The sequence below is a fragment of the Caballeronia sp. INML3B genome, from assembly GCF_023631305.1.
GTDB classification, from domain to species: Bacteria; Pseudomonadota; Gammaproteobacteria; order Burkholderiales; family Burkholderiaceae; genus Caballeronia; species Caballeronia turbans.
The window spans coordinates 11,665-35,977 of the sequence record NZ_JALQDI010000014.1; the positions used below are offsets into that span (position 1 = coordinate 11,665).

Here is a 24,313-nt window from a genome sequence, read left to right on the forward strand (position 1 = left end):
GACCAATACGGAATATTCGGAGTCTTTCATGAGCGACCCTCAACAAACCGCGGCCGCGCCAGCGCCGAAGCAAAACAACGGCAAACGCCGCCGGCTGATGACGCTGATCGTGCTGGTCATCGTCATCGCCGCTGTCGCGTACGGGCTGTATTACTTCCTCGTCGCGCGCTTTCACGAAGCCACCGACGATGCGTACGTCAACGGCAACGTCGTGCAGATCACGCCGCAGGTCGTCGGTACGGTGATCTCGGTGAACGCGGACGACACGCAGACTGTGAAAGTGGGCGACCCGCTCGTCGCGCTCGATCCGGCCGATTCGAAGGTCGCGCTCGACCAGGCCGAAGCGAATCTCGCGCAGACGGTGCGTCAGGTCCGCACGTTCTTCGTCAACAACAACCAGTACGAAGCGCAGATCGCATTGCGCAGATCGGATCTGTCGCGCGCGCAGGACGATCTGAAGCGCCGCATGCAGGTCGCACAGACGGGCGCGGTGTCGCAGGAAGAAATCTCGCACGCACGCGACGCCGTCCGTAGCGCGCAGGCCGCGCTCGACGCCGCCGAGCAGGAACTCGCGTCGAACCGCTCGCTTACGGCAAACACGACGATCGCCGAGCATCCTAATGTGCTTGCGGCCGCCGCCAAGGTCCGCGACTCGTACATCAACTTCGCGCGCAACACGCTGCCGGCGCCGGTGACGGGCTACGTCGCGAAGCGTTCGGTGCAGGTCGGCCAGCGCGTCGCGCCGGGCAATCCGCTGATGGCGATCGTGCCGCTCAACGCCGTGTGGGTCGATGCGAACTTCAAGGAAGTCCAACTTAAGCACATGCGCATCGGCCAGCCGGTGGAACTGACTGCCGATCTGTACGGTTCGAGCGTCGTGTATCACGGCAAGGTCATCGGCTTCTCGGCCGGCACGGGCTCGGCGTTCTCGCTGCTGCCCGCGCAGAACGCGACGGGCAACTGGATCAAGGTCGTGCAGCGCCTGCCGGTGCGTATCGAACTCGATCCGAAGGAACTGGAGCAGCATCCGCTGCGTATCGGCCTCTCGATGAACGTCGACGTGACGATCAAGAACGAGGAAGGCGGCCAGCTCGGCAACGCGCGGAACACGGTGTACCAGACCAACGTGTTCGACAACTACGGCGCGCAGGCCGATCAGGAAATCGCGCGCATCATCCAGCAGAATGCGGGCACGGGCACGGGTTCGTCGGCGCAGAGCACATCGTCGGCGCGCGGCAAGGCGACGAAGTCCGCATCGGCCGCCAAGCTGATGTAAGCGGACTCGCCCAATGTCTTCGCAAAACGTCGTTCATCCCCCGCTGTCGGGCGGAAAACTCGTCATCGGGACGATTGCCGTATCGCTCGCGGTGTTCATGAACGTGCTCGACACGTCGATCGCGAACGTCTCGATTCCATCGATATCCGGCGACCTCGGCGTGTCATCGGATCAGGGCACGTGGGTCATCACGTCGTTCGCGGTCGCCAATGCGATCTCGGTGCCGCTCACGGGCTGGCTCACGCAGCGCATCGGCCAGGTGCGGCTCTTCCTCGGCTCGATCATCCTGTTCGTGCTCGCGTCGTGGCTCTGCGGCCTTGCGCCGACGCTGCCGTTTCTGCTTGCCGCGCGCGTGCTGCAAGGCGCGGTCGCCGGCCCGATGATCCCGCTGTCGCAGACCCTCCTGCTCGCGAGTTATCCGCGCGAAAAAGCGCCGATGGCGCTCTCGATGTGGTCGATGACCACGCTCATCGCACCTGTCGCGGGTCCGGTGCTCGGCGGCTGGATCTCGGACAACATCTCGTGGCCCTGGATCTTCTACGTGAACATTCCGGTCGGAATCGCCGCGGCGATCGCCACGTTCGCGATCTTCCGGGATCGTGACTCCGCGATCCGCAAGTCGCCGATCGACACCGTCGGGCTCGCGCTGCTGGTAATCTGGGTGGGCTCGCTGCAGGTCATGCTAGACAAGGGCAAGGATCTCGACTGGTTCAACTCGACGACGATCGTCGTGCTCGCGCTGATCGCGGTGATCTCGTTCGCCTTCTTCATCGTGTGGGAGCTGACGGCGGAGCATCCGGTCGTGGACCTGTCGCTGTTCGAACTGCGCAATTTCACCGGCGGGACGATCGCGCTGTCGATCGGCTACGGGCTCTATTTCGGCAACCTGGTGCTGCTGCCGCTATGGCTGCAAACCGATATCGGCTACACCGCGACGAACGCCGGCCTCGTGATGGCGCCAGTCGGCCTGTTCGCGATCCTGCTTTCACCGATCACCGGGAAGTTCCTGCCTCGAACCGATCCGCGCTATATCGCGACCGCGGCGTTTCTCGTGTTCGCGTTGTGCTTCTGGATGCGCTCGCGCTATACGACCGGCGTCGATACGTGGGCGCTCACGTTGCCGACGGTGATTCAAGGCATCGGCATGGCGGGCTTCTTCATTCCGCTCGTGTCGATCACGCTGTCGGGCTTGCCTGGGCATCGGATTCCTGCGGCGTCGGGCTTGTCGAACTTCGTGCGGATCATGTGCGGCGGCATCGGCACGTCGATCTTTTCGACGGCGTGGGAGCATCGCTCGATCGTGCATCACGCGCAACTCGTCGAGCAGGCCAACTCGTATAACCCTGTCTTCGCAAACTCGATGCAGCAGATGGGCACGCTCGGCTTCTCGAAGGAACAGTCCTACGGCCTGTACAACAGCATGGCGACACAGCAGGCCGCGCAACTCGGCGTGAACGACATGTTTTATATCTCGGCGGGGATTTTCGTCGCGCTGATCGCGCTGATCTGGATCACACGGCCCGAGCGTTCGGGCGGCGGGGATTCGGCAGCGGCGGCGTCGGCGGCGCATTGACCGAATTGTCGCTGTAGAAAGAAAAGAGCCCGATTGATCGATCAATCGGGCTCTTTTTCATTGCGCTGTAACGATCAGCCGCTCGGGCGCAAGCACACCTTCGCCCGCGCGCGCCACGCCGAGCAAGCGACCGCCGCCCTGCGCATAGACGCGCACGCGGCCTTCTTCGAGACGAGTTTCGACGACGTCAGCCAAACGCAGGCGTTGGCCGTGCAGGAAGCGCTTCGTCGCTTCATCGTTCAACTGGACCGCGGGAAAGGTCGAAAGAAGCGCATCGACGGGCTGAAGCCGTGCATCGCGCTCTGCTTCGTTCATGCCGGTCAGTTCGTCCAGCGTGACCGCGTGCTCCAGAGTCAACGCGCCGACGCCCGTGCGCCGCAGCGCCGTCAGATGCGCGCCGCATCCGAGCGCCTCGCCAATATCTTCCGCCAGCGTGCGCACATACGTGCCCTTGCTGCACGTTACGCGAAACGTCACGAGCGGCAATGCGCATGCGAGCAGCCGCAACGCGTGAATCGTCACCTGGCGACCTTCGCGTTCCACCGTCTGACCCGCACGCGCGTATTCGTAAAGCGGCTTGCCGTCGCGCTTCAGAGCGGAGTACATCGGCGGGACCTGCATGATGTCGCCGAGAAACTTCGTCATCGCTTCGGAAACCGCCGCCTCGTCGCACGTAACGTCACGCGTGTCGATGGCCTCGCCTTCGGCATCGCCGGTCGTCGTGCGAATCCCCAGTCGCATGGTCGCTTCATATGCTTTGTCGGCATCGAGCAGATCTTGCGAAAACTTCGTCGCTTCGCCGAAGCACAGCGGCAGCAAGCCCGTCGCAAGCGGATCGAGCGTGCCCGTGTGGCCCGCCTTTTTCGCGAGATAAATCCGCTTCGCCTTGATGAGCGCGTCGTTGCTCGACAGCCCGAGCGGCTTGTCGAGCAACAGCACGCCATCCAGCGCGCGGCGCGCAATCTTCGGCCGCGCCTCGTTCTTCGAACCGCTCATCGCTCAGGCGCCTTCCTGACCATCGTCGGCATCCTTCGCACGCGAAGCGTTCGCTTCGTCGATCAGGCGCGACATTTCGACGGCCTTCTCGATCGTCTGGTCATAGTGGAAATGCAGCGTCGGCACCGTGTGGATATGCAGGCGCTTGAACAGCATATTGTGAAGATGTCCCGCGGCGTGATTCAGACCCTGCTCGGTCTGTTTCGGATCGCCGGTGAGCGTCGTGAAATAGACCTTCGCGTGGGCGTAGTCGGGCGTGAGCTCGACGCTCTGAATCGTCACGAGACCCACGCGCGGGTCTTTGACCTCGCGCATGAGCTCCGAAAGATCGCGCTGAATCTGGTCCGCAATCTGCACGTTGCGGTTCGTGGATGTCCGTCTTTTAGCCATGATGTCGTTTCCGTGTTTCTTTTCGCGCCGCCTGAAGCAAAAAGGGCGGAGCGAGCCGCCAGGCTCACCCCGCCCTTTTCTCGGCGGCTAGCGCATTACAGTGTGCGAGCCACTTCCGTCACTTCGAAGACTTCGAACTGGTCGCCTTCCACGATGTCGCTGAAGTTCTTGATCGACATACCGCACTCGAAGCCCTGACGCACTTCCTTCACGTCGTCCTTGAAGCGCTTGAGCGAATCGAGCTCGCCGGTGTGGATCACGACGTTGTTGCGAATCACGCGCACCGACGAGGAGCGCTTGACGACACCGTCCGTCACCATACAACCTGCGATCAGGCCGACCTTCGGCACGCGGATGACCTGACGCACCTCGACCATGCCCGTCACCGTCTCGCGCTTCTCCGGCGCAAGCATGCCGGACATCGCCGCCTTCACCTCATCCACTGCGTCGTAGATGATGTTGTAGTAGCGGATGTCGATGCCGTTCGACTCGGCCAGCTTGCGGGCTTGCGCATCCGCACGCGTGTTGAAGCCGATGATGACCGCCTTCGACGCCGTCGCCAGGTTGACGTCCGATTCGCTGATGGCGCCGACCGCGCTGTGCACGATCTGCACGCGCACTTCGTTGGTCGACAGCTTCTGCAGCGACTGAACCAGCGCTTCCTGCGAGCCTTGCACGTCTGCCTTGACGATGAGCGGCAAGTTCTGCACTTCGCCTTCGCCCATCTGTTCCAGCATGTTCTCGAGCTTGGCGGCCTGCTGCTTCGCCAGCTTGACGTCGCGGAACTTGCCTTGACGGAACAGCGCGATTTCGCGCGCCTTGCGTTCGTCCGGCAGCACGATGACTTCCTCGCCCGCCGCCGGCACTTCCGAAAGACCCTGGATTTCCACCGGGATCGACGGACCGGCCGATTTCGTCGGCTTGCCGGTTTCGTCAAGCATAGCGCGCACACGGCCGTAGGCGCTGCCCGCGAGAACCACATCGCCGCGATTCAGCGTGCCCGACTGCACCAGAATGGTCGCGACCGGACCCTTGCCCTTGTCGAGCTTGGCTTCGATGACGAGACCCTTCGCAGCGGCCTCGACCGGCGCGGTCAGCTCCAGCACTTCGGCTTGCAGCGACACGTTTTCCAGCAGGTCGTCGATGCCGCGGCCAGTCTTCGCCGACACTTCGATGAACGGCGAATCGCCGCCGTACTCTTCCGGCACCACGCCTTCCGCGACGAGCTCTTGCTTCACGCGGTCCGGGTTGGCTTCCGGCTTGTCGATCTTGTTGATCGCGACGACGATCGGCACGCCGCCCGCCTTCGCGTGGGCGATCGCTTCCTTCGTCTGCGGCATCACGCCGTCATCCGCCGCGACCACCAGAATGACGATGTCGGTCGCTTTCGCGCCGCGCGCACGCATTGCCGTAAAGGCTTCGTGACCCGGCGTGTCGAGGAAGGTGATGACGCCGCGCGGCGTTTCGACGTGATATGCGCCGATATGCTGCGTGATGCCGCCCGCTTCGCCCGCCGCCACTTTCGCGCGACGGATGTAGTCCAGCAGCGAGGTCTTGCCGTGGTCTACGTGGCCCATGACGGTGACGACCGGCGGACGCGGCAGCTTTTCTGCCGTGTCTTCCGTGGCTTCGCCTTCGACGAGCAGCGCTTCCGGATCGTCCAGCTTCGCCGCAACCGCGCGATGGCCCAGTTCCTCGACGACGATCATCGCCGTTTCCTGATCCAGCACCTGGTTGATCGTGACCATCTGGCCGAGCTTCATCATCACCTTGATGACTTCCGAAGCCTTCACCGACATCTTGTGCGCGAGGTCGGCCACGGAGACGGTTTCCGGCACATGCACTTCACGGATGATCGGCTCGGTCGGCGCCTGGAAAGACGTCGACTGGTCCTGATGCTTGCCGCGACCCTTCGGACCGCCGCGCCAGCCGCGATCAACGCCGCCGCTCGAATCGCCGCGTGTCTTCATGCCGCGGCGCTTCGAGGCGTCGTCTTGCTGCCAGCCGCCCTTGCCGGCCTTCTTCTTGTCGCCAGCGCCTGCCGGAGCCGTCGACGCGGGAGTCGTCGCACCGCCTGCAGCCGGCTTCTTCGCCGCCGGACGTGCCGCCTGCGCGCCTTCCGGCTTCGCGGGCTTGTGCAGCGTGCCCTTTGCTTCGGCGGCCTTCGCCGCTTCCACCGGCTTCGGTGCGGGCGCGGGTTCCGGCGCCTTCACCTGCGCCTTGCGCGGGGTGTTCATCATTTCGCGGATCGCGCGCGCTTCGGCTTCCGCCGCTGCACGGCGCTTCGCGATGGCTTCCTGCTCCAGACGCGTCTTTTCAGCCTTGGCTTTCGCGTCTTCTTCCGCCTTCTTCGCGGCTTCACGCTGAGCAGCACGCTCGCTCGCAGCCTTCTCTTCCGCTGCCTTTTCCGCGGCTTCGCGTCGAGCGGTGTCGTCCTGCTTCGGTTCCGGCTTCGCTTCGACTGCCGGTTGCGTGCGCGTTTCCTGACGCGCGGACTGCACCGAACGCGAGATTTCCGCGGCCTGAGCCGCGGCCGCCGCACGGCGCGCCGCTTCCGCTTCTTGCTTCTTGCGCTCGGCTTCCGCCGCTTCCTCGCGGGCGCGGCGCTCGGCCTCTTCGCGTTCGAGCTTCGCCTGTTGCTCCTTCAGTTCGCGCTCTTCGCGCTCGAGCTGCTCGGCGGCGTGGCGCGCTTCTTCCTCGCGACGCTGCAGTTCGGCCTCGTCGACTTCCGGCTCTTCGACGTGATTCGGCGCCGCCTCGGCCTGCTCGAGACCGGGTTCGTCACGCTTCACGAAAACACGCTTCTTGCGCACCTCGACCTGAATGGTGCGAGCTTTACCCGTTGCGTCGGATTGCTTGATTTCCGACGTATGCCGGCGGGTCAAAGTGATCTTGCGCTTGTCGGCGTCGGCGGAACCGTGCGACTTGCGCAAATGATCGAGCAGACGCGCCTTGTCCGTTTCGGACAGGTCGTCATTCGCGCTCGCTTTCTGGACGCCAGCCGCCTGCAACTGCTCGAGCAGGACGCCCGCAGGCATTTTGAGTTCCGCGGCAAATTGGGCTACGTTGTTACTCGCCATTCATTCCTCTTGATGCAAGGACAGATCCTTGCGGTTAGATCGGGGTCACGCGGCCAAACAGGCCGCCAAATATCAGTGCGCCATGGTCATTTCTCACTGGAACCAGTGTTCACGTGCTTTCATGATCAACGCCTTAGCGGCATCCTCTTCCATACCGGTCATTTCGACCAGTTCATCGACTGCCAGCTCCGCGAGTTCGTCGCGGGTCTGAATCTGGTGCTCCGCGAGCTTTGCAAGCAGCTCGTTGTCCATGCCATCGAGGCTCTTCAGATCGAGCGCGACGCCTTCCACTTTCTCTTCGTTGGCGATCGCCATCGTGAGCAGCGCGTCGCGTGAGCGGTTGCGCAGTTCGTGCACGGTGTCTTCGTCGAAGGCTTCGATTTCGAGCATTTCGTTGAGCGGCACGTAGGCGATTTCTTCGAGGCTCGTAAAGCCTTCGTCGATCAGGATGTCGGCGACTTCCTCGTCCACATCCAGACGCGCCATGAACAGGTCGCGCAACTTGCCACGCTCTTCGTTCTGTTTCAACGCCGACTCGTCCGGCGTCATGATATTGATTTGCCAGCCGGTGAGTTCGCTCGCGAGTCTCACGTTCTGGCCGGCACGGCCGATGGCGACGGCGAGCTCGTTCTCGTCCACGACGACGTCCATCGAGTGCTTTTCTTCATCGACGACGATCGACTGCACGGCTGCCGGCGCGAGGGCGCCGATAACGAACTGCGCGGGGTCTTCCGACCATAGCACGATGTCGACGTTCTCGCCACCGAGCTCGTTGCGCACGGCCTGTACTCGCGAACCGCGGATGCCGACGCACGTGCCGATCGGGTCGATGCGCTTGTCGTAGGCGATCACCCCGATTTTCGCACGCACACCGGGATCGCGCGCTGCCGCCTTGATCTCCAGCAGCCCCTGTTCGATTTCCGGTACTTCCAGTTCGAAGAGCTTCATCAGAAACTCGGGCGCGGTGCGCGAGAGCTCGATCTGCGGACCGCGCGCGGTGCGGTCCACCTTCGCGATATATGCGCGCACGCGGTCGCCCACGCGCAAATTTTCCTTCGGAATCAGCTGATCACGGCGCAGCAGCGCCTCGACCCGGCCCGACTCGACGATGAAATTGCCCTTGTCCAGGCGCTTCACCGAGCCGGTCATAATTTTTTCCCCGCGCTCGAGGAAGTCGTTCAGGATCTGCTCGCGCTCCGCGTCACGCACCTTCTGCAGAATGACCTGCTTGGCGGCCTGCGCGCCGATGCGGCCGAACTCGATCGACGGAATCGGCTCCTCGATGAAGTCGTCCACCTCCGCGTCGGGCTTCTGCTCCTTCGCTTCGAACAACAGGATTTCCTGATCCGGCTCTTGCAGGCCGGCCTCGTCCGGCACGACGCGCCAGCGGCGGAAGGTTTCATGCTCGCCGCTCTCACGGTCGATGGCGACGCGGATATCTACGTCTTCTTCGAAGAGCTTCTTCGTTGCGGAAGCAAGCGCAGCTTCCAGCGCTGCGTACACGACGTCCTTGTTGACGTTCTTTTCGCGTGCCAGCGCATCCGCCAGCATCAATACTTCGCGACTCATTGTTTGCGGCTCCTAAAATCAACCTTGGGGACGAGACGTGCTTTATCGAGGTCCGCGAGCGTGAAATCGAGCATCGCAGCGCCGTCCTTCCCTTCAAATTCCAATCCGATCTTTTCGCCGTCAGGCGCGTGCAAGATGCCACGGAACGATTTGCGCCCGTCCAGCGGCTTTTTCAACGTGATGGAGACTTCGCTCCCCGCGAAGCGCTCGAAATCCGCCAGTTTCTTGAGCGGGCGGTCGAGCCCCGGCGACGATACTTCGAGCCGGTCGTAATCGATGTTCTCGACTTCGAGCAAGTATTGGAGCTGGCGCGTGACCTTCTCGCAGTCTTCGATGGCGATACCAGCCGGCTGGTCGATATAGACACGCAACATGCCGCCTCCCGAACGTTCGAGATCGACAAGCTCGTAGCCTAAGCCCGAGACCGTGGTTTCTATCAATTCCGTCAGTTGCACAGTAACTCCAAGGTGTTTCGCGCGCTCCACGCCAAAACACCTGCGGGCGAGCGCCTTCATGCGGGCGCGCACCCCTGCTCCCGAGATGCCGAACCGAAAAGCCAAAAAAAAATGGGCGCAACGCCCATCTTCTTCAACCGAGGTCGCACCCGGGCAGCGAAAAAACTACGTGCCCAGCGACTTTGTGATTTTAGCCATTTTTCAGGATAAACACAAACGTAACGCGCTCTTTCAGCCTGTTGAGCCCAAGTTCACGTTGATCTGTCTGCGCGATCCCGAAGCGTCAGCCACATGTTTTTCGTCACCGGAAGCAGGCGCGAGTCATCGCACCCGATTCGCGGCGACGTATATGTGCATTCTTTGCGCTTTACCGCGGTCAGCGACCGCGTGAGCGGTTACGCCCGCCCCGGTTGGCGCTGCCGCCGGCCTTGCCCTGCCCCAAACCCTGCTGCGCACCGCCCTGGCGATTGCCACGCGGCGCATTTGCGCCCGCGGCGCGCTTGCCCGCGCCGCCCATGCCCTGCGTCGCGCCTTGCGGACGAGCGCCGCGCGGACCCTGCCGGCCGCCGTTGCCACGATTGCCGTTCGGCTCGTTGCCGACGCGATTGCCGTTCGCTTCGCGCCCGCCGCGACGGCCCATGCCACCGGCGTTGCCCGTGCCCGCGTTGCCGCCGAATCCGCCCATGCCGCCGAGCCCGAAGCCGCCTGCCATGCCGCCCGGCTGACCTCGTCGCCCGCCGCGTCCCGGCGTCTGCTGCTGCGTCATGCGCGCGTGCGAGCTCAGCGCGGGCTCGCGCGTGATGAATCCCATCGACGTCTGCATCGGATCGGGTTGCACGCGCGGCGCCGCATTGCGCCCGCCCTTCTCGGCTGTCGGCAGCTTCAGGCCGACCGACTCCATCAGGCTGCGCACTTGATTGTCTTCGAGTTCCTCCCACCGGCCGCGCTTCAAACCTCGCGGAAGCGCGATCGGACCGTGACGCGTACGGATCAGGCGGCTCACCATCAGACCCGCCGCCTCGAACATGCGGCGCACTTCGCGATTGCGGCCTTCAGCCAGCGCGACGTGATACCAATGATTCGTGCCTTCGCCGCCGCCGTCCTGAATGCGCAGGAAGTTGGCCGGACCGTCGTCGAGTTCGACGCCCTTCAGCAGCTTCTGCTTCATCGCCTCCGACAACTGGCCGACCACACGCACCGCGTATTCACGCTCGACGCTGTAGCGCGGATGCATGAAGCGGTTCGCCAGATCGCCCGACGTCGTCAGCAGCAGCAGGCCTTCCGTGTTGAAGTCGAGACGGCCGACCGCGAGCCATTTCGCGGTTTTCATCGACGGCAGCTTGTCGAACACGGACGGACGGCCTTCCGGATCCGCGTGACTGACGATCTCGCCCGTCGGCTTGTGATAGAGCAGGATGCGCGGCGGCTTGCTCGCGAGCTTGCGCTTGAGCGGCTTGCCGTTGATGCGCACCTGATCGGACGGCATGATGCGCTGGCCGATATGCGCCGGCTCGCCGTTCACCGACACGCGGCCGGCGATGATCAGCTCTTCCATGTCGCGGCGCGAACCCATGCCCGCATCGGCGAGCACCTTGTGCAGCTTCGGCGCATCGTCGTCCGGTTCCAGCACGCGCTTTTGCTGCGGGGCGTTGCGGCCGCGTCGCAGCATAGGTGCACGCACGCCGCCCGAACCGTTGTCGGCGTCGAAAGCCGGGGAAGTCACGTAGGCGAACACGTCGTCGACGGCGGCAGCGGCTGCGCTCTCGGCGGTCGCGGGGCCCGAGTCGTTGCGCTTGCCGCGCTTTTGCTGCGGCGGGTTCTTGCGCCGCCCGCCTTCACGCGGCGCGGGCACGGCGGCCTGCGCGACCGGTTCGTCCGCCGCGTCGACACTGGCCTCACCCGTCGCGGCGCGCACGTTCTTTCGACCGCGCGGGCTGGCCCCTTCGCTCTTGCGCGGCTTTGCGCTTGGGTCCCTGCGCGGGGTGCGGACCGGTGCGGCGACGACGCCATCGGGCGGCGTCTCGTTCACGGCATCCGGCGCGCCTTCGGCGTCCTTGGTCTTCGCGACAGCGCGACGCCGTGCGATCAGGCTGCGTGGCCCGCGGCGCAGTCCGCGACGCGGGCGATCTTCGCCCTCGCTGCCTTCATCGGCGCGGTCGGCGCGCGTGCGTTCGCCGGCATCGGCCGACTCGGGTGCGTCCGCGGCATGCGCCGGGCGCGCGGATTCAGGCGAATCGCTGTCGTGGGAGTGTGTCAAAACAACCTCAAATGTCGAAGCGCGCCCGTCGCGGGCGCGTCTAAAAATCCGCTGATCGGTCCGGCTGGTCGTCTCGAAATGATCTTTATGGAGAGCCGGGTTGCGAGATCAGGGGCCTTGCAATTTGCGTCAGGCGCGGCGCGCCTTCGGTTCTTCGGAGTCGTCGTCCAGTTCTGCGTCGTTCGATGGACTCGCGTCTCGTTCCTCTTCACGCGGCAACGACGCGGGTGCGTCGTGCGCGCTGCTCAGCGGCTGCGCGTGAATCCCGGGCGGCAATGCGACGCGCTCATCTCGCGCATCGAAATGTTCCACTCCGAGTGTTTCCTGCTGTTCTTCTGCCTGTTCTTGCTTCACCGAGACATCGGCTGCGCTCTCATCGCCGCCGGGCACTTCGGTTTCGACGGTTTGAGCCGATTGCATCGCTTCAACGGCGTTGACCGGCGCGAACGCATCGTGTTCCCCGTTATTCATTGCGTCCGGCACGCCGTGCGTCTGGGCGCTGGCCGGCTGCGCGTCCCCGGCAATGCTGTCGGGGAATTCGATGGAATGCTGCGCGAGCAGCGATGCCTCGAGTTGCGCCGCCGGATTGTCCAGCGCAGGCAGCTCGTCGAGCGCGCTCAGGCCGAGGTCGTCGAGAAACTGCTTGGTCGTCGCGTACAGCGCCGGGCGGCCCGGCACATCGCGATGACCGATCACTTCGATCCAGCCACGGTCTTCCAGTTGCTTCACGACCTGCGTGTTCACCGTCACGCCGCGAATCTCTTCGATATCGCCCCGCGTTACAGGCTGCCGATACGCAATGATTGCCAGCGTTTCGAGTACGGCCCGCGAATACCTGGGCGGCTTTTCCGGGTGCAGCCGGTCGAGATAGCCCCGCATGGCAGGCTTGCTCTGAAAACGCCAGCCCGAGGCAAGCGCTACCAGCTCGACGCCGCGTCCCGACCAGTCGGCCTTGAGCGCTTCGAGCAACGTGCGAACGGTATCCGCCGAAATGTCGTCGGCGAACAGCTTGCGCAATTCATTCAGCCTCAGCGGTTCCTGCGCGCAGATCAAGGCAGTCTCGAGGACGATCTTCGCCTCTTGGGTATTCATGCAGCTTGGGTCAACCCTGTATGGTCAATGATTCAATTCAAAATCGGGCTTGCGCAGGACCGAACGCCACCAAACTGGTGCGAACGATAAAGCTGGACGCGGAGTTTCAAGACGCGCTCGCCCGATTGTAATCGGTCATATTGATTGGGAGCACGCACCGGGGAGAGGCGGTAAAGGGCGATCGGTGAGCGAATCGCCGGGCCATCCCAGCCGGACGAGGTGGCGCTTTCCTAGGCGAAAGCGCGTGACTGAGCGCCATATTACGCAAAAACAACCGGGGCGTAAAGGTGATCGCTTGATCGTCGGCCGAACTCACTCGACGCCGGTCCTGACCGACCGGCGTGCGCCGGCACGACTCAGGTGACGGCGCGCGCCGCCAGAAAACGCTGCAAACGCTCGACACCCGCGTCGAGCCGCGCCGGATCGCACGCGTAGCACCAGCGCACGAAGCCTTCGCCTTCCGGGCCGAACGCGCTACCCGGCGCGAGTCCGAGGCCGGCTTCGCGCACGAGCGACTTGCACAGATCGAGACTGCTGGACGCGCCCGGCAGCGAGAAGAACAGATACATCGCGCCATCGGGCGCGCGAACATCGACGCCTTGGATCGTCTTCAGCGCCTTCACCAGATGATCGCGGCTCGCGCGCAAATCGGCGACGAGCGCCTGAGTGAAGCGTTCGCCCTCTTCGACCGCGACGATGCCCGCCTGCTGCACGAACGACGGCGCGCACGAAGTGTTGTATTCCACGAGCTTGCCGAGATCGTCCATCAGTTGCGTCGGCGCGACGAGCCAGCCGAGCCGCCAGCCGGTCATCAGCCAGGCCTTCGAAAACGAATTCACCGCGATCACGCGCTCGTCGCGCGCGGCGAGATCGAGGAAAGAAGGCGCGACGCGCGCGCCATCGCCGTAATACAGACGCTCGTAGACTTCGTCCGCGACGATCCAGATGCCGTGACGGCGGCAATGCTCCAGCACGGTGCGTTGCTGCTCGCGCGTCATCGTCCAGCCGGTCGGGTTGTTCGGCGAGTTGATCATCAGCATGCGGGTGTCCGGCGTGAGCGCCGCGAGCAGGCGGTCGAGATCGAGCGTCCAGCCCCGCGCGCCATAGGTCAGCGAGACCGTGTCGACACTCGCGCCGAGAATTTTCGGAATCTCGACGAGATTCGGCCAGAGCGGCGTCACCGCGACGACGCGATCGCCCGCTCCGACGACGAGCTGCGCCGCGAGCATCAGCGCATTCACGCCGGCGCTCGTGACGGCGATATGCGCCGGCGCCGTCGCGCCATGCAGCGCGCTCACGTAGCGGCTGAGCGACTCGCGCAGCGGCGCGATGCCGAGATTGTGCGTGTAGAAGGTGGCGCCATCGGTGAGCGCGCGGCTCGCGGCGTCGCGAATGAACTGCGGCGTCACGCGGTCCGATTCGCCGAACCAGAACGGAAGCACGTCGGGTACGCCGAAGCCGGCGTTCGCAACCTCGCGGATCTGCGACGGCCTCAACGCGCGCACCGCGTCGCGGGCATTCGGCGCACCGGACCCGTGCAGGCCGGCCAATTGACTCAGTTCGCTGACCACCGCTCCTTCCGACTCACTCATCGCTCGCCCCGTCGTCTTGTCTAAAAAAATGAAGTCTAACGCGCGCGCCGCGTTTTCGAGACGGCAGACCGGCTTATACGAGGTCTTCCGCACGCCGCGGCAGCGATGCGATCAGCGACCAGACCGACTCCGCCGCTGGCGACAGCGAACGATCGCGCCGGCGCACGAGTTCCACGGTGCGCTCGGCGCGCGGCTCGAGCGGCAACGCAACGAGCGACGAGTCCGCCGGCAGCGGCAATGCCAGCCACGGCAATACGCTCACGCCGACGCCCGCCTCCACGAGGCCGAACACCGTCGCCGAATGGCCGAGTTCCTGCACCACTTGCGCTTCGACGCCGTGCTCCTGCATCACGGCGTCGATGATCGGCCGGCTCCCGGACGCGTAGTCGAGCATGACGAGCCGCTCGCCCGCGAGCGCCTCCCATGGCACCGCCGTCTCGCGTCCGAGCGGATGATCTCGCCGCGCGACGAGACAGAACGAATCGGTCATTACGGGCTCGCCATGCAGATCGTCGGAGGAAAATGGTCCGATCACCACGCCGAAATCGACTTCGCCGGACTTGACCTTTCGCAGGACATCGGACTGAACGTCATCGCGCAGACTCAGCGTGATCAGCGGAAATTGCTGCAGGCACGAAGCGATCACGCGCGGCATCAGCCGGCAAGCGACAGTCGGGCTCGCCGCGACGATCACGCGTCCGCGACGCTGCTCCCCGAGATCGCGCACTTCACGCAGCGCCTCGTCGAGATCCGCCAGGAGACGCGACACAGTGCCGACGAGGTTCGCGCCGACGTCGGTCAAGAGCACCTCACGCGTCGTCCGATCGATCAGCTTGAGGCCGATTTCCCCTTCCAGTTCGCGCACGCAACGGCTGACCGCCGACTGCGTCAGGCCGATCTCATCACCCGCGCGGCTGAAGCTGCGCAGCCTCGATACCTCGATAAAGACGCGCAGTTGCCGCAACGTCACGTTCAATGGCGCACTCATTCGAATTGCTCATCAATTAGCCGATTTCATGCGCGAGTATAACGACGGTTCGTATGATTTCATGCGCGAACGTACGTTACGCTGCGGTGCAGCAATTTACTGAAACGCACGCTGGATGGGCCTATTGCACTTGATTGGTGATTGTCCCGATTTCTTAATCAGTCTGTTTCGGGTCTGATACGGGCCATGCTGGCATCGCGTCAGCCTACTGCCATGCGGGTTTCCCGGATTTCGCAACATGCATGGCACGGTTCTCGCATTTCTTTGCGTACAGAGGTCGGAGCGACAGGCGGTCATTGAACGTTGTCCGCCGCCACCGCTTTGACCTTCCCAGGCATTCGTTTATCGGATTCCGCCCAGAGTGCGCGGCGCGGGGCAGCGCACCGGGGTTAGCTTCGCTGAGGTGAGATATGGTGCTGTTCGACGATTTGAGAGATAACGAGTGGGCGCTGGTCGAGGCGTTGTTTTGTGCCGAGCCGGCACGCAGCGAACGGCGCGGACGTCCGCGCGTCGAGGCGCGAGCCGTGGTGAACGCGGTTTTGTGGGTGCTGTCGACTGGCGAAGGCTGGTCGAAGCTGCCCGGACGCTACCCGTCCCCGCCGACCTGCCGCCGCCGCTTCGATGAATGGCAAGCGGACGGTACGCTCGCCGAGATCGTGAAACGTCTTTCCAGCAACGGCCGTGAAGTGTCGCTGCGCGGACGCATAGGGTCGAGCGCCGCGAAACCCCCGGCGCCGCCGAGTCGCGATCGTCTGCGCGGCGCGTTCTGGACGAACCCGGAATCGTGGCGCGCTCCGGCGAAGATGGCCTGATCGGATTTGCTTCAATTCGAGGCCGGTAACCGCCGGCCTCGCGCAGATATTCTGACTCTCGCGCAGGTCACGGCCTTCGCGATCTCCACTCTCTTCCGAATTCGACTAGCGGCATCGATGGACCGCATCTGTCCGTGTCGACGGTCGCACGGCGCGCCGTCGCGACGAAACAACTCTTTACTATTCCTTACAGCGCCACTGCGGAACACAGCATAGCTTGGTGAATGATCGAACAGGCCCCACGAAGGCTTCGAGGATTTCATCATGAAGGCATCGACTCTGCTCGTGCACGGCGCCGTTGTCGCGCTGACGAGCACCGCGGCGATGAGCCAGGCCCAGCCCCCGCCGCCTGCTTCCGATTTCCATGTGGGCACGAAGGCCTCGGTGGCCGCGTCGCAGAGCGCCAGCCGGAATCGCGACGCCGCGCCGCCCGCGCCGCGCGGCGATCTGCGCGGCGACATTGCGAGCAACGCGCGCCCTCGCCCGGATTCGGACCGCGATCCGCATGTCCAACATCGCTGAATGCGCCTGCATCAATGATGCGCGCTTCGCGGAACCACTTCGGCGCGCGTCAGTCACACCCCATGCCATGAACAGCGCGTGGCAACAGTGATATCCGGTCTGCCCGTGTCGTTCGCGGCACGGGCGCTTTTTTGGCTGGAGCGCCGACTGCAGGTCGATTGCCGGGTGTTTTGTCCGACGACAACGTGCCCTCGACCCATGCGTCGACTGTCCACCGCTTCCGGCGTATCCGGCAGGCTAGACGCGCGCCTCCAGAACCGCTTCCTGTCCACCGAACGTGTAAGGCTCCGCACGACGCAGATCCCAGTCGCTCGAGCGTTCATCACGTGAAAGGCGCAGGAATTCGTGCTTGCCGCGCTCGGTGACGACCGCGATATCGACGGGAGCATGAAATCCGGGCGCAGGTGCCACGGTGCGCTGCCGGGTGAGTTCGAGCAAACCTAGCGCGCGCAGGAGGTCGAAAACGTTGGGACGTTTTGCCCAGGGAACCTGACGATACTGCGCTCGGCGAAGTGCTTCGAGTACAACTTCGTTGGAATACGTGGTCATCTCGTTCTTTCTTCCTGTGCAGCCATGACGACGCTCGTGACGGTCGCAAGACGGTTCGCGACGTCGACTAAACGCGGCGCGCCGAATCTCGTCTGCGATGGCGATTCGCAGCTGAATGTTTGGCCGCCGCTTGCGTTAGGTGCTGCTTTCTATTACAAGCCCCCGTTGAGAGCGCGCTAATCACGCGCTTTACTGCGACAACCGCCGATGCGTTCCAAAGCACGCGATGACGGAACGAATTGTCCTCAAACCAATACGTTACCCCAATCAAATTGGTTCTATTCACTTTATTGCTGCTTTTTTTTGCATTATTTGCGCTGTGGCGGCGCCGCCGCTTTCAGATCGCGATCATCGTGGCTGCGCTCGCGTGGGCAGTCGGCTCCGGCTGGCTCGCGACTCCGCTGCTCGATCTCGCCCAGCACGGCTATCGTCATACCGATGTGCCGACCTTCGCTCCCCGGACGACGATGGTGCTCATGGGCGGCGGAACGGCCCGCAGCGAAGGGGGACTTGTTCCGCAGTTCAATGCGATGCGGCGTATCGACGCGATCGGCATGTTGTATCGCGAGTGCCGCGAAACCGGCGCGTCCTGCAAGGTGATCCTGAGCGGCGGCGACCCGCAACGCCACGGGCAGGCCGAAGCCGACAATTACGCGCCTTACGTGCTCGCGCAGGGCGTCGCTCCGGATGATCTTGTGCGCGAGAATCAAAGCCTCAACACTTACCAGAACGCGCGCAACGTGGCCGACATCCTGGGCCCCGCACATGACAACCGTTTGATCGTCGTCACATCTGCGTATCACATGCGGCGCGCGTTGCGTGCCTTCGAGGCGTTCGGCTACGCGCCGGTACCCTATGTGTCGGATGTGCGGCCCAATCGCGTCACGTTGTTTCCGCGCATCCGAGGCTTTGCGAACAGTGAACTCGCCATGCACGAACTTGTCGGGCTCGCGCGCTTCGATGTGTATCGCTGGCTGCATCTCTACTAGCGGCGACGCACCCAGCGCGACGGATGCTAAGGACTCTGGAACAGTTCGACCATGACACGCGACACACCGTTGCCCGATTCCGGGCTTATGATTCACGTTGTCTGAACGTTAGGCGCGTGAAGTTCGCGGCTGACGTCCCGCGATGCGGCGGGAGCGATTTTTGCTCGGATGCAAGCGTCATTCCACCGGATCGGACAGACGATTCCCGGGTTCAACTGCTACTAGGAGGTAACAATGAAGAAAGTGTCCCTGGCTGTTCTGTTGTCCCTCAGCGCGGTCGCATCGGGCGCTTACGCCCAGAGCGATCAGGGCGTGACCATGAGCACCGATCCTGCGAAGATTTCCGATATCGAATCGCGTGCGCAAAATTTGCAGTCGCAGCAAGACAACATGCAAAACATGCGCTCGCAGACACCTTCGCACAAGTCGATGCATCACAAGAAATCGCCTAACAAGCCGGCGGCTGGCTCGAGTCAGTAAGCCCGGCGCGCCTCAGGCACGGGGCCATTCACGCGCCGCCTTCAGTCGACCCGTCGGCACGAAGGCGGCGCGAGAGTATGTGCACGTCGTATTCGCCAACGCTCATGCGCGGTTAGCGCGGTGCGAAACCCAGTCGCCGCTTTCAATGCGCGGCCGTCCGGCAACGGCGGCAGCCGCGACCGGATAGATCAGGCAATCGATCCGATCCGTTCTGCCTTCGACATTCACGTCCACATGCAGGCGATGCGAGCGGAATAACCCTTCGACGCCCGGATACACTTCTTCGATTTCATCGAGCACAGGCACAAGCGCGTCGTCGATGCGATAGACGTCGCCGCGAATCGGCGCGCCCTCTTCGTCGATCACAAGCCCCGGATAGCTGCCGAAGTCGAAAAGCCGCCCCTGAACATGCGCGGCGCCGATCCATTCCGGCATGGCGATGCCGTTGCGCCCGGCCGCCCGGTTGATATCGTTGACCTCGCCAGCGCGCAACGTGCCGTAAACGAAAACGTATTGCATCGAAAAGCCCGCTCCTGTCGTCGGAAGATGATCGACGGCCATTATGCGCCGCGAAAAATCGCGGCGCGCTCCGGTAAGCGCTTTCGGCTACCATCGGCGCGTGCCCCCTGATGACTCCGCACGTCCGATCACACTCCAACCTGAGCGAACATGGCTACGTTAGTCGAATCGAGAACGTCGAGCGAGGAAGTCGAGCATCTCGACATTCCCGTCGAGCATTCACCGACGCTCGATCATCCGATTCGCGTGCGGTCGCGGCCGGTTCCTTATGGCGTGCGTATCGCGCTGCATACGCATCCCTGGGCTCAGGTCGCGTACACCTCGCGCGGCGTGCTGCGCGTCGCAACCGCCGATTCCACCTGGATGGTGCCGCCCTCGCGCGCGATCTGGGTGCCGCCCAATGTCACGCATGAAGTCGTGATCGTGGAGGATGCCTATCTGCGCACGCTGTATGTCGATGCGAGCGTCGTGCCGGCCGGACTCGGCGCCTGCCGGGTCGTCGAAGTGTCGGCGCTCTTGCGCGAAGTCATCGCCGCTCTCGACGACGAAGCGATTTCCCGTCAGCGCGAGCGGCTGCTCGGCACGCTCGCACTCGATGAAATCATCCGTTCGCAGCCGTTGCCGCTTTCTGTGCCGATGCCGAGCGAGAAGCGTCTGCGCGCCTTGTGCAACGCCGTGCTGGCCGACCCGTCGCATTCGGATCTGGAGCGTTGGTCGTCCGAAGCGGGCGCGAGTTCGCGCACCATCGCGCGGCTCTTCAGACGCGAGCTTGGGGTGAGTTTTTCGCAGTGGCGCCAGCAGGCCGTTCTCGCACGCGCGATCCCTTTGCTGAGCCAGGGCCGCCCGCTCGCGCTGGTTGCGCGCGAACTGGGCTATCAGAGCCAGAGCGCGTTCTCCGCGATGTTCCGTCGCGCGTTTGGCGAGAGCCCGCGCGCATTTTTCGCGCGCGATAGCCGCGATGATCGCGATACGCGCGACATCGACGGTGCATAGGACACGGACGCTCCTGCGTCAGACGCGCCGCACCATGTGCCGGATCGCGCCGAGCTGCGCGAGACGCGAGCCGGCCGGCCGGTAGCCGAGACGACTGTAGAGACGCGCCGCCGGGTTATCGACGAACACGCGCAACTGACATTCGGCGAGCCCGCGCGCTCTCGCCCAGCGATGCGCCGTGTTGAGCAGGAACGTTCCGGCTCCGCGCCCGCGATAACCCGGTGCAATTTGAACGTCGCGAATATGCAGGGAATTGTCTTCCTCGGTGACGCGCATGACGCCGATCGGAATGCCGTCCGCCTGCAGGATGAAATTCTCTGACTCGCGCCAGCTCGAGAGGAAGAGATCGCCGCGCCACACGAGGTTATGACGCCGGTAATAACCGACCATGTTGTCGTGCGTGAGCGCTTCGGCGAAGGCGAAGTCCGCCATGGTCGCCTGGCGCAGTTGATAGAGCGAGAGGTCTTCGGTCGGATCGAGCATCGCACGGGCACGAGAACAAGTGCCTAAACACTAAGACAGTGCGCGCGGGCTGGCAATGGCCATTATTACGGTCGAGTGCGGATCGAACGCGTACTTGAGGGATCGTCCCGGCGAGCAGGCAAAAAAAATCCAGCCGACAGGCTGGATTTTTCGCACAACGATTTGGCGGAGCGGACGGGACTCGAACCCGCGACCCCCGGCGTGACAGGCCGGTATTCTAACCAACTGAACTACCGCTCCACTTCTTTTCATCGATTCGCGGCGTGACCTGCGAATCTTGCAGCGCTTCTACTAGCAGCCGCCGATGTTCTGGCGTCCCCTAGGGGATTCGAACCCCTGTACTCACCGTGAAAGGGTGATGTCCTAGGCCTCTAGACGAAGGGGACTTCAACTTCTACGCAGCCTGCGGCGAAAAAAAACCGGCTCTCATTAGCCGGAGTGTTCCTGCTCGCAAGTGTTGGCGGAGCGGACGGGGCTCGAACCCGCGACCCCCGGCGTGACAGGCCGGTATTCTAACCAACTGAACTACCGCTCCACTTCTCTTCATCGACCCGCCGTGTCACCTGCGAGCCTTGCAGCGCTTTCTACTAGCAGCCGCCGATGTTCTGGCGTCCCCTAGGGGATTCGAACCCCTGTACTCACCGTGAAAGGGTGATGTCCTAGGCCTCTAGACGAAGGGGACAGAAACTTGTGATTCTGTCTTTACCACGCTCCGCTTATTGACTCACTTACTGCCGCCAATCAGCGAAGACCGAGATTCTAAACAACTTCGCGTTGCTTGTGAAGTATTTTTTGCGACTTCCGTTTTCGGACAACCAACTTCGCGTTACTTCACCTGTTCTTTGGTGGAGGTAAGCGGGATCGAACCGCTGACCTCTTGCATGCCATGCAAGCGCTCTCCCAGCTGAGCTATACCCCCTTGCAGAACAGAAACGAGATTGTATAGGGCGTTTTTTAAGCTGTAAATACCTTCTGACGACTTAAGTGAAACTTTTTTGTCTCGCCTGACGCCGATGCGCGCAATGGATGGCGCGCGGCGGCCGCCGCGAGCCATCCGCCGTTGCGCGTCAGCCGTTCGCCTTCTCCAGACGCTTCAACACGGTCTCACGACCGAAGAGCATCAGGACCGCGTCGATCGATGGCGTATGGGTCGTGCCCGCGACCAGCAAGCGCACCGGCATCGCGAGTTGCGGCATCTTGAGCTTGTGCGCCGTGAGCGTCGCCTTGAGCGCCGCCGCGATCGCCTCCTTGCTCCACTCGACGTCCGCGAGCGCCGCACGCAAGTCTGCGATGGCCGGACGCACAGCATCGGTGACGTGCTGCGCGAACGCGTCCGGATCGATGGCAGGCTCGCGATAGAACATTGCGGCGTTATCGGCGATCTCTTTCACCGTCGATGCGCGATCCTTCAGGAGCGCGATCGCCTGATCGAGGGGCGCGCCGCCGTCGATGGCAGCCGCATCGATGCCCGCCTGCAGCAGGAACGGCCGGGTCAGCTCCGCGAGCCGCGCGTTGTCCGCTTCCTTGATGTAATGCGCGTTGAGCCAGTTGAGCTTGTCGTGGTCGTACTGAGCCGGCGACTTGCCGAGATGCTCGAGATCGAACCATTCGACGAACTGCTCACGCGAGAAAATCTCGGCATCGCCGTGCGACCAGCCGAGGCGCGCGAGATAGTTCACCACCGCCTCGGGCAAATAGCCGTTGTCGCGATAGCCCGTCACGCTCATCGCGCCGTGGCGCTTGCTCATCTTCTCGCCCTGCTCGTTCAGCACGGTCGGGAGGTGCGCGTACACCGGCACTTCGCCGCCCAGCGCGCGCAGGATGTTGATCTGACGCGGCGTGTTATTCACGTGATCGTCGCCGCGGATGACGTGCGTGATTTTCATGTCGAGATCGTCGACGACCACGCAGAAGTTATAGGTCGGCGTGCCATCGGGACGCGCGATCACGAGATCGTCGAGTTCCTCGTTCGAGATTTCAATGTGGCCTTTCACCGCGTCGTCCCAGGCGACCGCGCCGGTCAGCGGATTGCGAAAGCGCACGACCGGCCTGACGCCCTCCGGAATCGGCGGCAGCACCTTGCCCGGCTCGGGACGCCACGTGCCGTCGTAGCGCGGCTTTTCGCCGGCGGCGCGCTGCCGCTCGCGCAGCGCGTCAAGTTCTTCCGTCGACATGTAGCAGTGGTAAGCGAGCCCTTTCTCCATCATCTGCGCGACGACCTCGCGATAACGGTCCATGCGCTGCATCTGATAGAAAGGGCCTTCATCGTAATCGAGTCCGAGCCACGCCATGCCTTCGAGAATCGCATCGACCGATGCATCGGTGGAGCGCTCCAGATCGGTGTCCTCGATGCGCAGCACGAAGGTGCCCTTCATCTTGCGCGCGAACGCCCACGGATAGAGCGCGGAGCGGATGTTGCCGAGATGGATGAAGCCGGTGGGGCTCGGTGCGAAGCGGGTACGGACTTGGGTGGTCATTGCTGTTTGCTCGATGAATGGCGGTGCGCGCTCGCGCTCGGATTCCGCTCAAAATGAGACGAAATTATACTCGCCGACCGCTTTGCGCCGGTCCGCGCGCCTTTTGTTTTATGATGTGCGCGCTTTTTTCGATCTCCCGCAACGCCCGTGTGCAACGCCCGCACGGACGGGCCGCCCGGGACCCGCTGCATCGCCGGAGCACACCTTGAATTCATCGTCACCCCGTCTTTCGCGGCGCGCGTTCTCGCTCGCGGCCGCATCGTCCATTCTCGCCGCCTGTACGACCACGAAGGGCGGCGTGTCAGGCGAGACCGCCTCCGGCACACCGGTCGCGCCGCCGGCGAACACGGGACCGCAGCGCCCGATGCGCATCGGTCTCGCGCTCGGCGGCGGCGCCGCGCGCGGCTTCGCGCATATCGGCGTGATCAAGGCGCTGGAAGCGCGCAACGTGCGCATCGATCTCGTCGCGGGCACGAGCGCGGGTTCGGTGATCGCGGCGCTGTACGCATCGGGGATGAGCGGCATCGCGATCAACAAGCTCGCGCTGACCATGGACGAAGCCTCGATCAGCGACTGGGCGATGCCCTTTCGCACGCGCGGCATCCTGCAGGGCGTCGCGCTGCAAAACTACCTGAACAAGACGCTCGACAACCGTCCGATCGAAAAGATGGCGAAGCCGCTCGGCATCGTCGCCACGGATCTGAAGAGCGGTCAGCCGATTCTTTTCCAGCGCGGCAACACGGGCATCGCGGTGCGGGCGTCGTGCAGCGTGCCGTCGATTTTCGAACCGGTGAAGATCGGCGATCGCGAGTATGTCGACGGCGGGCTCGTGAGTCCCGTGCCGGCAGCGTTCGCGCACAAGATGGGTGCCGACTTCGTGATCGCGGTCGACATCTCGGCGCGGCCGGAAACCGGGCTCACGTCCAGCTCGTTCGACGTGCTGATGCAGACCTTCACGATCATGGGCCAGACCATCAAGGCCTATGAACTCGACAAATACGCGAACGCGGTGATCCGCCCGAATCTCATGGCGATGAGCAGCAGCGATTTCAGCCAGCGCAACGCGTCGATTCTCGCGGGCGAGGAAGCGGTCGCCAAAATGTGGCCGACGCTGCAGCGCCAGCTTGCGGAGCGCGGCGCGCGAGTCTGATCCCTTCGTCGCGCGCCCAATGCAACGAGGCCACGCAATATCGCGTGGCCTCGTTTTTTTTGGAGCGTCTG

General features: G+C 63.5%; 21 protein-coding genes and 5 tRNA genes. 8 read left to right on the forward strand and 18 right to left on the reverse strand.

Features of this window, described 5'->3' with window-relative positions; translation table 11 throughout:
- Window positions 1-28 precede the first annotated feature (28 nt).
- Complete coding sequence (locus NCS58_RS08835; protein WP_250538263.1) at window positions 29-1,276, forward strand: efflux RND transporter periplasmic adaptor subunit; 1,248 nt, start codon at window positions 29-31, stop codon at window positions 1,274-1,276.
- 13 nt (window positions 1,277-1,289) lie between these two features.
- Window positions 1,290-2,849, forward strand: a complete 1,560-nt coding sequence (locus NCS58_RS08840) for a DHA2 family efflux MFS transporter permease subunit (protein WP_061121096.1) — start codon at window positions 1,290-1,292, stop codon at window positions 2,847-2,849.
- 57 nt (window positions 2,850-2,906) lie between these two features.
- Here the strand turns inward: NCS58_RS08840 and truB are convergent, their stop codons facing one another.
- The 9 genes from truB to NCS58_RS08885 all read right to left on the reverse strand — a co-directional run bounded on the left by truB (window position 2,907) and on the right by NCS58_RS08885 (window position 15,256).
- The gene (gene truB / locus NCS58_RS08845) at window positions 2,907-3,845 is read right to left on the reverse strand and encodes a tRNA pseudouridine(55) synthase TruB (RefSeq protein WP_250538264.1); all 939 of its coding nucleotides are present in this window, start codon (window positions 3,843-3,845) and stop codon (window positions 2,907-2,909) included.
- Window positions 3,846-3,848: 3 nt separating this feature from the next.
- Window positions 3,849-4,235 (reverse strand): 30S ribosome-binding factor RbfA, encoded by a 387-nt coding sequence (gene rbfA / locus NCS58_RS08850; protein WP_061121094.1) that lies wholly within the window; start codon window positions 4,233-4,235, stop codon window positions 3,849-3,851.
- Window positions 4,236-4,330: 95 nt separating this feature from the next.
- Window positions 4,331-7,315, reverse strand: coding sequence for a translation initiation factor IF-2 (infB, locus tag NCS58_RS08855; protein WP_250476756.1), 2,985 nt, complete (start codon window positions 7,313-7,315; stop codon window positions 4,331-4,333).
- Window positions 7,316-7,408: 93 nt separating this feature from the next.
- On the reverse strand, window positions 7,409-8,884 hold the full coding sequence (gene nusA / locus NCS58_RS08860) for a transcription termination factor NusA (RefSeq protein ID WP_061121092.1): 1,476 nt from the start codon (window positions 8,882-8,884) through the stop codon (window positions 7,409-7,411).
- On the reverse strand, window positions 8,881-9,339 hold the full coding sequence (rimP, locus tag NCS58_RS08865; protein ID WP_061121091.1) for a ribosome maturation factor RimP: 459 nt from the start codon (window positions 9,337-9,339) through the stop codon (window positions 8,881-8,883). The genes nusA and rimP overlap by 4 nt, the downstream gene beginning before the upstream one ends.
- A gap of 376 nt (window positions 9,340-9,715) precedes the next feature.
- Window positions 9,716-11,596, reverse strand: a complete 1,881-nt coding sequence (gene rluB, locus NCS58_RS08870) for a 23S rRNA pseudouridine(2605) synthase RluB (RefSeq protein ID WP_250538265.1) — start codon at window positions 11,594-11,596, stop codon at window positions 9,716-9,718.
- 129 nt (window positions 11,597-11,725) lie between these two features.
- The gene (gene scpB, locus NCS58_RS08875; RefSeq protein WP_250538266.1) at window positions 11,726-12,688 is read right to left on the reverse strand and encodes an SMC-Scp complex subunit ScpB; all 963 of its coding nucleotides are present in this window, start codon (window positions 12,686-12,688) and stop codon (window positions 11,726-11,728) included.
- A gap of 356 nt (window positions 12,689-13,044) precedes the next feature.
- On the reverse strand, window positions 13,045-14,280 hold the full coding sequence (locus NCS58_RS08880; protein WP_250538267.1) for a pyridoxal phosphate-dependent aminotransferase: 1,236 nt from the start codon (window positions 14,278-14,280) through the stop codon (window positions 13,045-13,047).
- A gap of 73 nt (window positions 14,281-14,353) precedes the next feature.
- Entirely contained in the window at window positions 14,354-15,256 is a 903-nt protein-coding gene (locus NCS58_RS08885) for a LysR family transcriptional regulator (RefSeq protein ID WP_061121119.1), read from the reverse strand.
- Between the two features lie 422 nt (window positions 15,257-15,678).
- Between NCS58_RS08885 and NCS58_RS08890 the strand changes: the two genes are divergently transcribed.
- Window positions 15,679-16,080, forward strand: coding sequence for a transposase (locus tag NCS58_RS08890; protein WP_014191699.1), 402 nt, complete (start codon window positions 15,679-15,681; stop codon window positions 16,078-16,080).
- A 264-nt stretch (window positions 16,081-16,344) separates the two neighbouring features.
- Window positions 16,345-16,602, forward strand: coding sequence for a hypothetical protein (locus NCS58_RS08895; RefSeq protein ID WP_061121087.1), 258 nt, complete (start codon window positions 16,345-16,347; stop codon window positions 16,600-16,602).
- A 237-nt stretch (window positions 16,603-16,839) separates the two neighbouring features.
- Here NCS58_RS08895 and NCS58_RS08900 read toward each other — a convergent pair whose 3' ends face one another.
- A complete protein-coding gene (locus NCS58_RS08900) occupies window positions 16,840-17,151 on the reverse strand; it encodes a hypothetical protein (RefSeq protein ID WP_061121086.1) in 312 nt (103 codons plus the stop codon).
- 353 nt (window positions 17,152-17,504) lie between these two features.
- On the opposite strand from NCS58_RS08900, the gene NCS58_RS08905 reads away from it, so the two are divergent.
- Both NCS58_RS08905 and NCS58_RS08910 read left to right on the forward strand, forming a co-directional pair.
- The gene (locus NCS58_RS08905; protein WP_250490091.1) at window positions 17,505-18,140 is read left to right on the forward strand and encodes a YdcF family protein; all 636 of its coding nucleotides are present in this window, start codon (window positions 17,505-17,507) and stop codon (window positions 18,138-18,140) included.
- A 234-nt stretch (window positions 18,141-18,374) separates the two neighbouring features.
- Window positions 18,375-18,620 (forward strand): hypothetical protein, encoded by a 246-nt coding sequence (locus tag NCS58_RS08910; protein WP_250538268.1) that lies wholly within the window; start codon window positions 18,375-18,377, stop codon window positions 18,618-18,620.
- Window positions 18,621-18,722: 102 nt separating this feature from the next.
- Here the strand turns inward: NCS58_RS08910 and NCS58_RS08915 are convergent, their stop codons facing one another.
- A complete protein-coding gene (locus NCS58_RS08915; protein WP_250538269.1) occupies window positions 18,723-19,139 on the reverse strand; it encodes a gamma-glutamylcyclotransferase in 417 nt (138 codons plus the stop codon).
- Window positions 19,140-19,289: 150 nt separating this feature from the next.
- Here NCS58_RS08915 and NCS58_RS08920 point away from each other — a divergent pair, with 150 nt between their 5' ends.
- Entirely contained in the window at window positions 19,290-20,132 is an 843-nt protein-coding gene (locus NCS58_RS08920; RefSeq protein ID WP_250538270.1) for a helix-turn-helix domain-containing protein, read from the forward strand.
- An 18-nt stretch (window positions 20,133-20,150) separates the two neighbouring features.
- Here NCS58_RS08920 and NCS58_RS08925 read toward each other — a convergent pair whose 3' ends face one another.
- From NCS58_RS08925 to gltX, 7 genes are all read right to left on the reverse strand, one after another.
- Window positions 20,151-20,615 carry a GNAT family N-acetyltransferase gene (locus tag NCS58_RS08925; protein ID WP_061121082.1) on the reverse strand — a complete coding sequence of 155 codons (465 nt, stop codon included), beginning with the start codon at window positions 20,613-20,615 and terminating at the stop codon, window positions 20,151-20,153.
- A 163-nt stretch (window positions 20,616-20,778) separates the two neighbouring features.
- A tRNA-Asp gene (locus NCS58_RS08930) sits at window positions 20,779-20,855 on the reverse strand.
- A 70-nt stretch (window positions 20,856-20,925) separates the two neighbouring features.
- Window positions 20,926-21,001: transfer RNA gene (locus NCS58_RS08935), tRNA-Glu, on the reverse strand.
- A 72-nt stretch (window positions 21,002-21,073) separates the two neighbouring features.
- Window positions 21,074-21,150 (reverse strand) — tRNA-Asp (locus NCS58_RS08940).
- 71 nt (window positions 21,151-21,221) lie between these two features.
- Window positions 21,222-21,297 (reverse strand) — tRNA-Glu (locus tag NCS58_RS08945).
- A gap of 161 nt (window positions 21,298-21,458) precedes the next feature.
- Window positions 21,459-21,534 (reverse strand) — tRNA-Ala (locus tag NCS58_RS08950).
- Between the two features lie 148 nt (window positions 21,535-21,682).
- Window positions 21,683-23,092, reverse strand: a complete 1,410-nt coding sequence (gene gltX, locus NCS58_RS08955; protein ID WP_250538271.1) for a glutamate--tRNA ligase — start codon at window positions 23,090-23,092, stop codon at window positions 21,683-21,685.
- A gap of 205 nt (window positions 23,093-23,297) precedes the next feature.
- Between gltX and NCS58_RS08960 the strand changes: the two genes are divergently transcribed.
- Window positions 23,298-24,242: a patatin-like phospholipase family protein gene (locus NCS58_RS08960; protein WP_250538272.1), complete on the forward strand. Its 945-nt coding sequence runs from the start codon at window positions 23,298-23,300 to the stop codon at window positions 24,240-24,242.
- Window positions 24,243-24,313 lie beyond the last annotated feature (71 nt).

What these genes read in the sequence shown, in the direction of transcription:
- nusA (WP_061121092.1), bottom strand. Translation starts at nt 8,884, where the DNA reads ATGAGTCGCGAAGTATTGATGCTGGCGGATGCGCTGGCACGCGAAAAG.
- scpB (WP_250538266.1), bottom strand. Translation starts at nt 12,688, where the DNA reads ATGAATACCCAAGAGGCGAAGATCGTCCTCGAGACTGCCTTGATCTGC.
- NCS58_RS08910 (WP_250538268.1), top strand. Translation starts at nt 18,375, where the DNA reads ATGAAGAAAGTGTCCCTGGCTGTTCTGTTGTCCCTCAGCGCGGTCGCA.
- NCS58_RS08920 (WP_250538270.1), top strand. Translation starts at nt 19,290, where the DNA reads ATGGCTACGTTAGTCGAATCGAGAACGTCGAGCGAGGAAGTCGAGCAT.
- NCS58_RS08890 (WP_014191699.1), top strand. Translation starts at nt 15,679, where the DNA reads ATGGTGCTGTTCGACGATTTGAGAGATAACGAGTGGGCGCTGGTCGAG.
- NCS58_RS08880 (WP_250538267.1), bottom strand. Translation starts at nt 14,280, where the DNA reads ATGAGTGAGTCGGAAGGAGCGGTGGTCAGCGAACTGAGTCAATTGGCC.
- NCS58_RS08915 (WP_250538269.1), bottom strand. Translation starts at nt 19,139, where the DNA reads ATGCAATACGTTTTCGTTTACGGCACGTTGCGCGCTGGCGAGGTCAAC.
- NCS58_RS08835 (WP_250538263.1), top strand. Translation starts at nt 29, where the DNA reads ATGAGCGACCCTCAACAAACCGCGGCCGCGCCAGCGCCGAAGCAAAAC.
- truB (WP_250538264.1), bottom strand. Translation starts at nt 3,845, where the DNA reads ATGAGCGGTTCGAAGAACGAGGCGCGGCCGAAGATTGCGCGCCGCGCG.
- gltX (WP_250538271.1), bottom strand. Translation starts at nt 23,092, where the DNA reads ATGACCACCCAAGTCCGTACCCGCTTCGCACCGAGCCCCACCGGCTTC.
- rbfA (WP_061121094.1), bottom strand. Translation starts at nt 4,235, where the DNA reads ATGGCTAAAAGACGGACATCCACGAACCGCAACGTGCAGATTGCGGAC.
- NCS58_RS08925 (WP_061121082.1), bottom strand. Translation starts at nt 20,615, where the DNA reads ATGCTCGATCCGACCGAAGACCTCTCGCTCTATCAACTGCGCCAGGCG.
- NCS58_RS08900 (WP_061121086.1), bottom strand. Translation starts at nt 17,151, where the DNA reads ATGACCACGTATTCCAACGAAGTTGTACTCGAAGCACTTCGCCGAGCG.
- NCS58_RS08895 (WP_061121087.1), top strand. Translation starts at nt 16,345, where the DNA reads ATGAAGGCATCGACTCTGCTCGTGCACGGCGCCGTTGTCGCGCTGACG.
- infB (WP_250476756.1), bottom strand. Translation starts at nt 7,315, where the DNA reads ATGGCGAGTAACAACGTAGCCCAATTTGCCGCGGAACTCAAAATGCCT.
- NCS58_RS08840 (WP_061121096.1), top strand. Translation starts at nt 1,290, where the DNA reads ATGTCTTCGCAAAACGTCGTTCATCCCCCGCTGTCGGGCGGAAAACTC.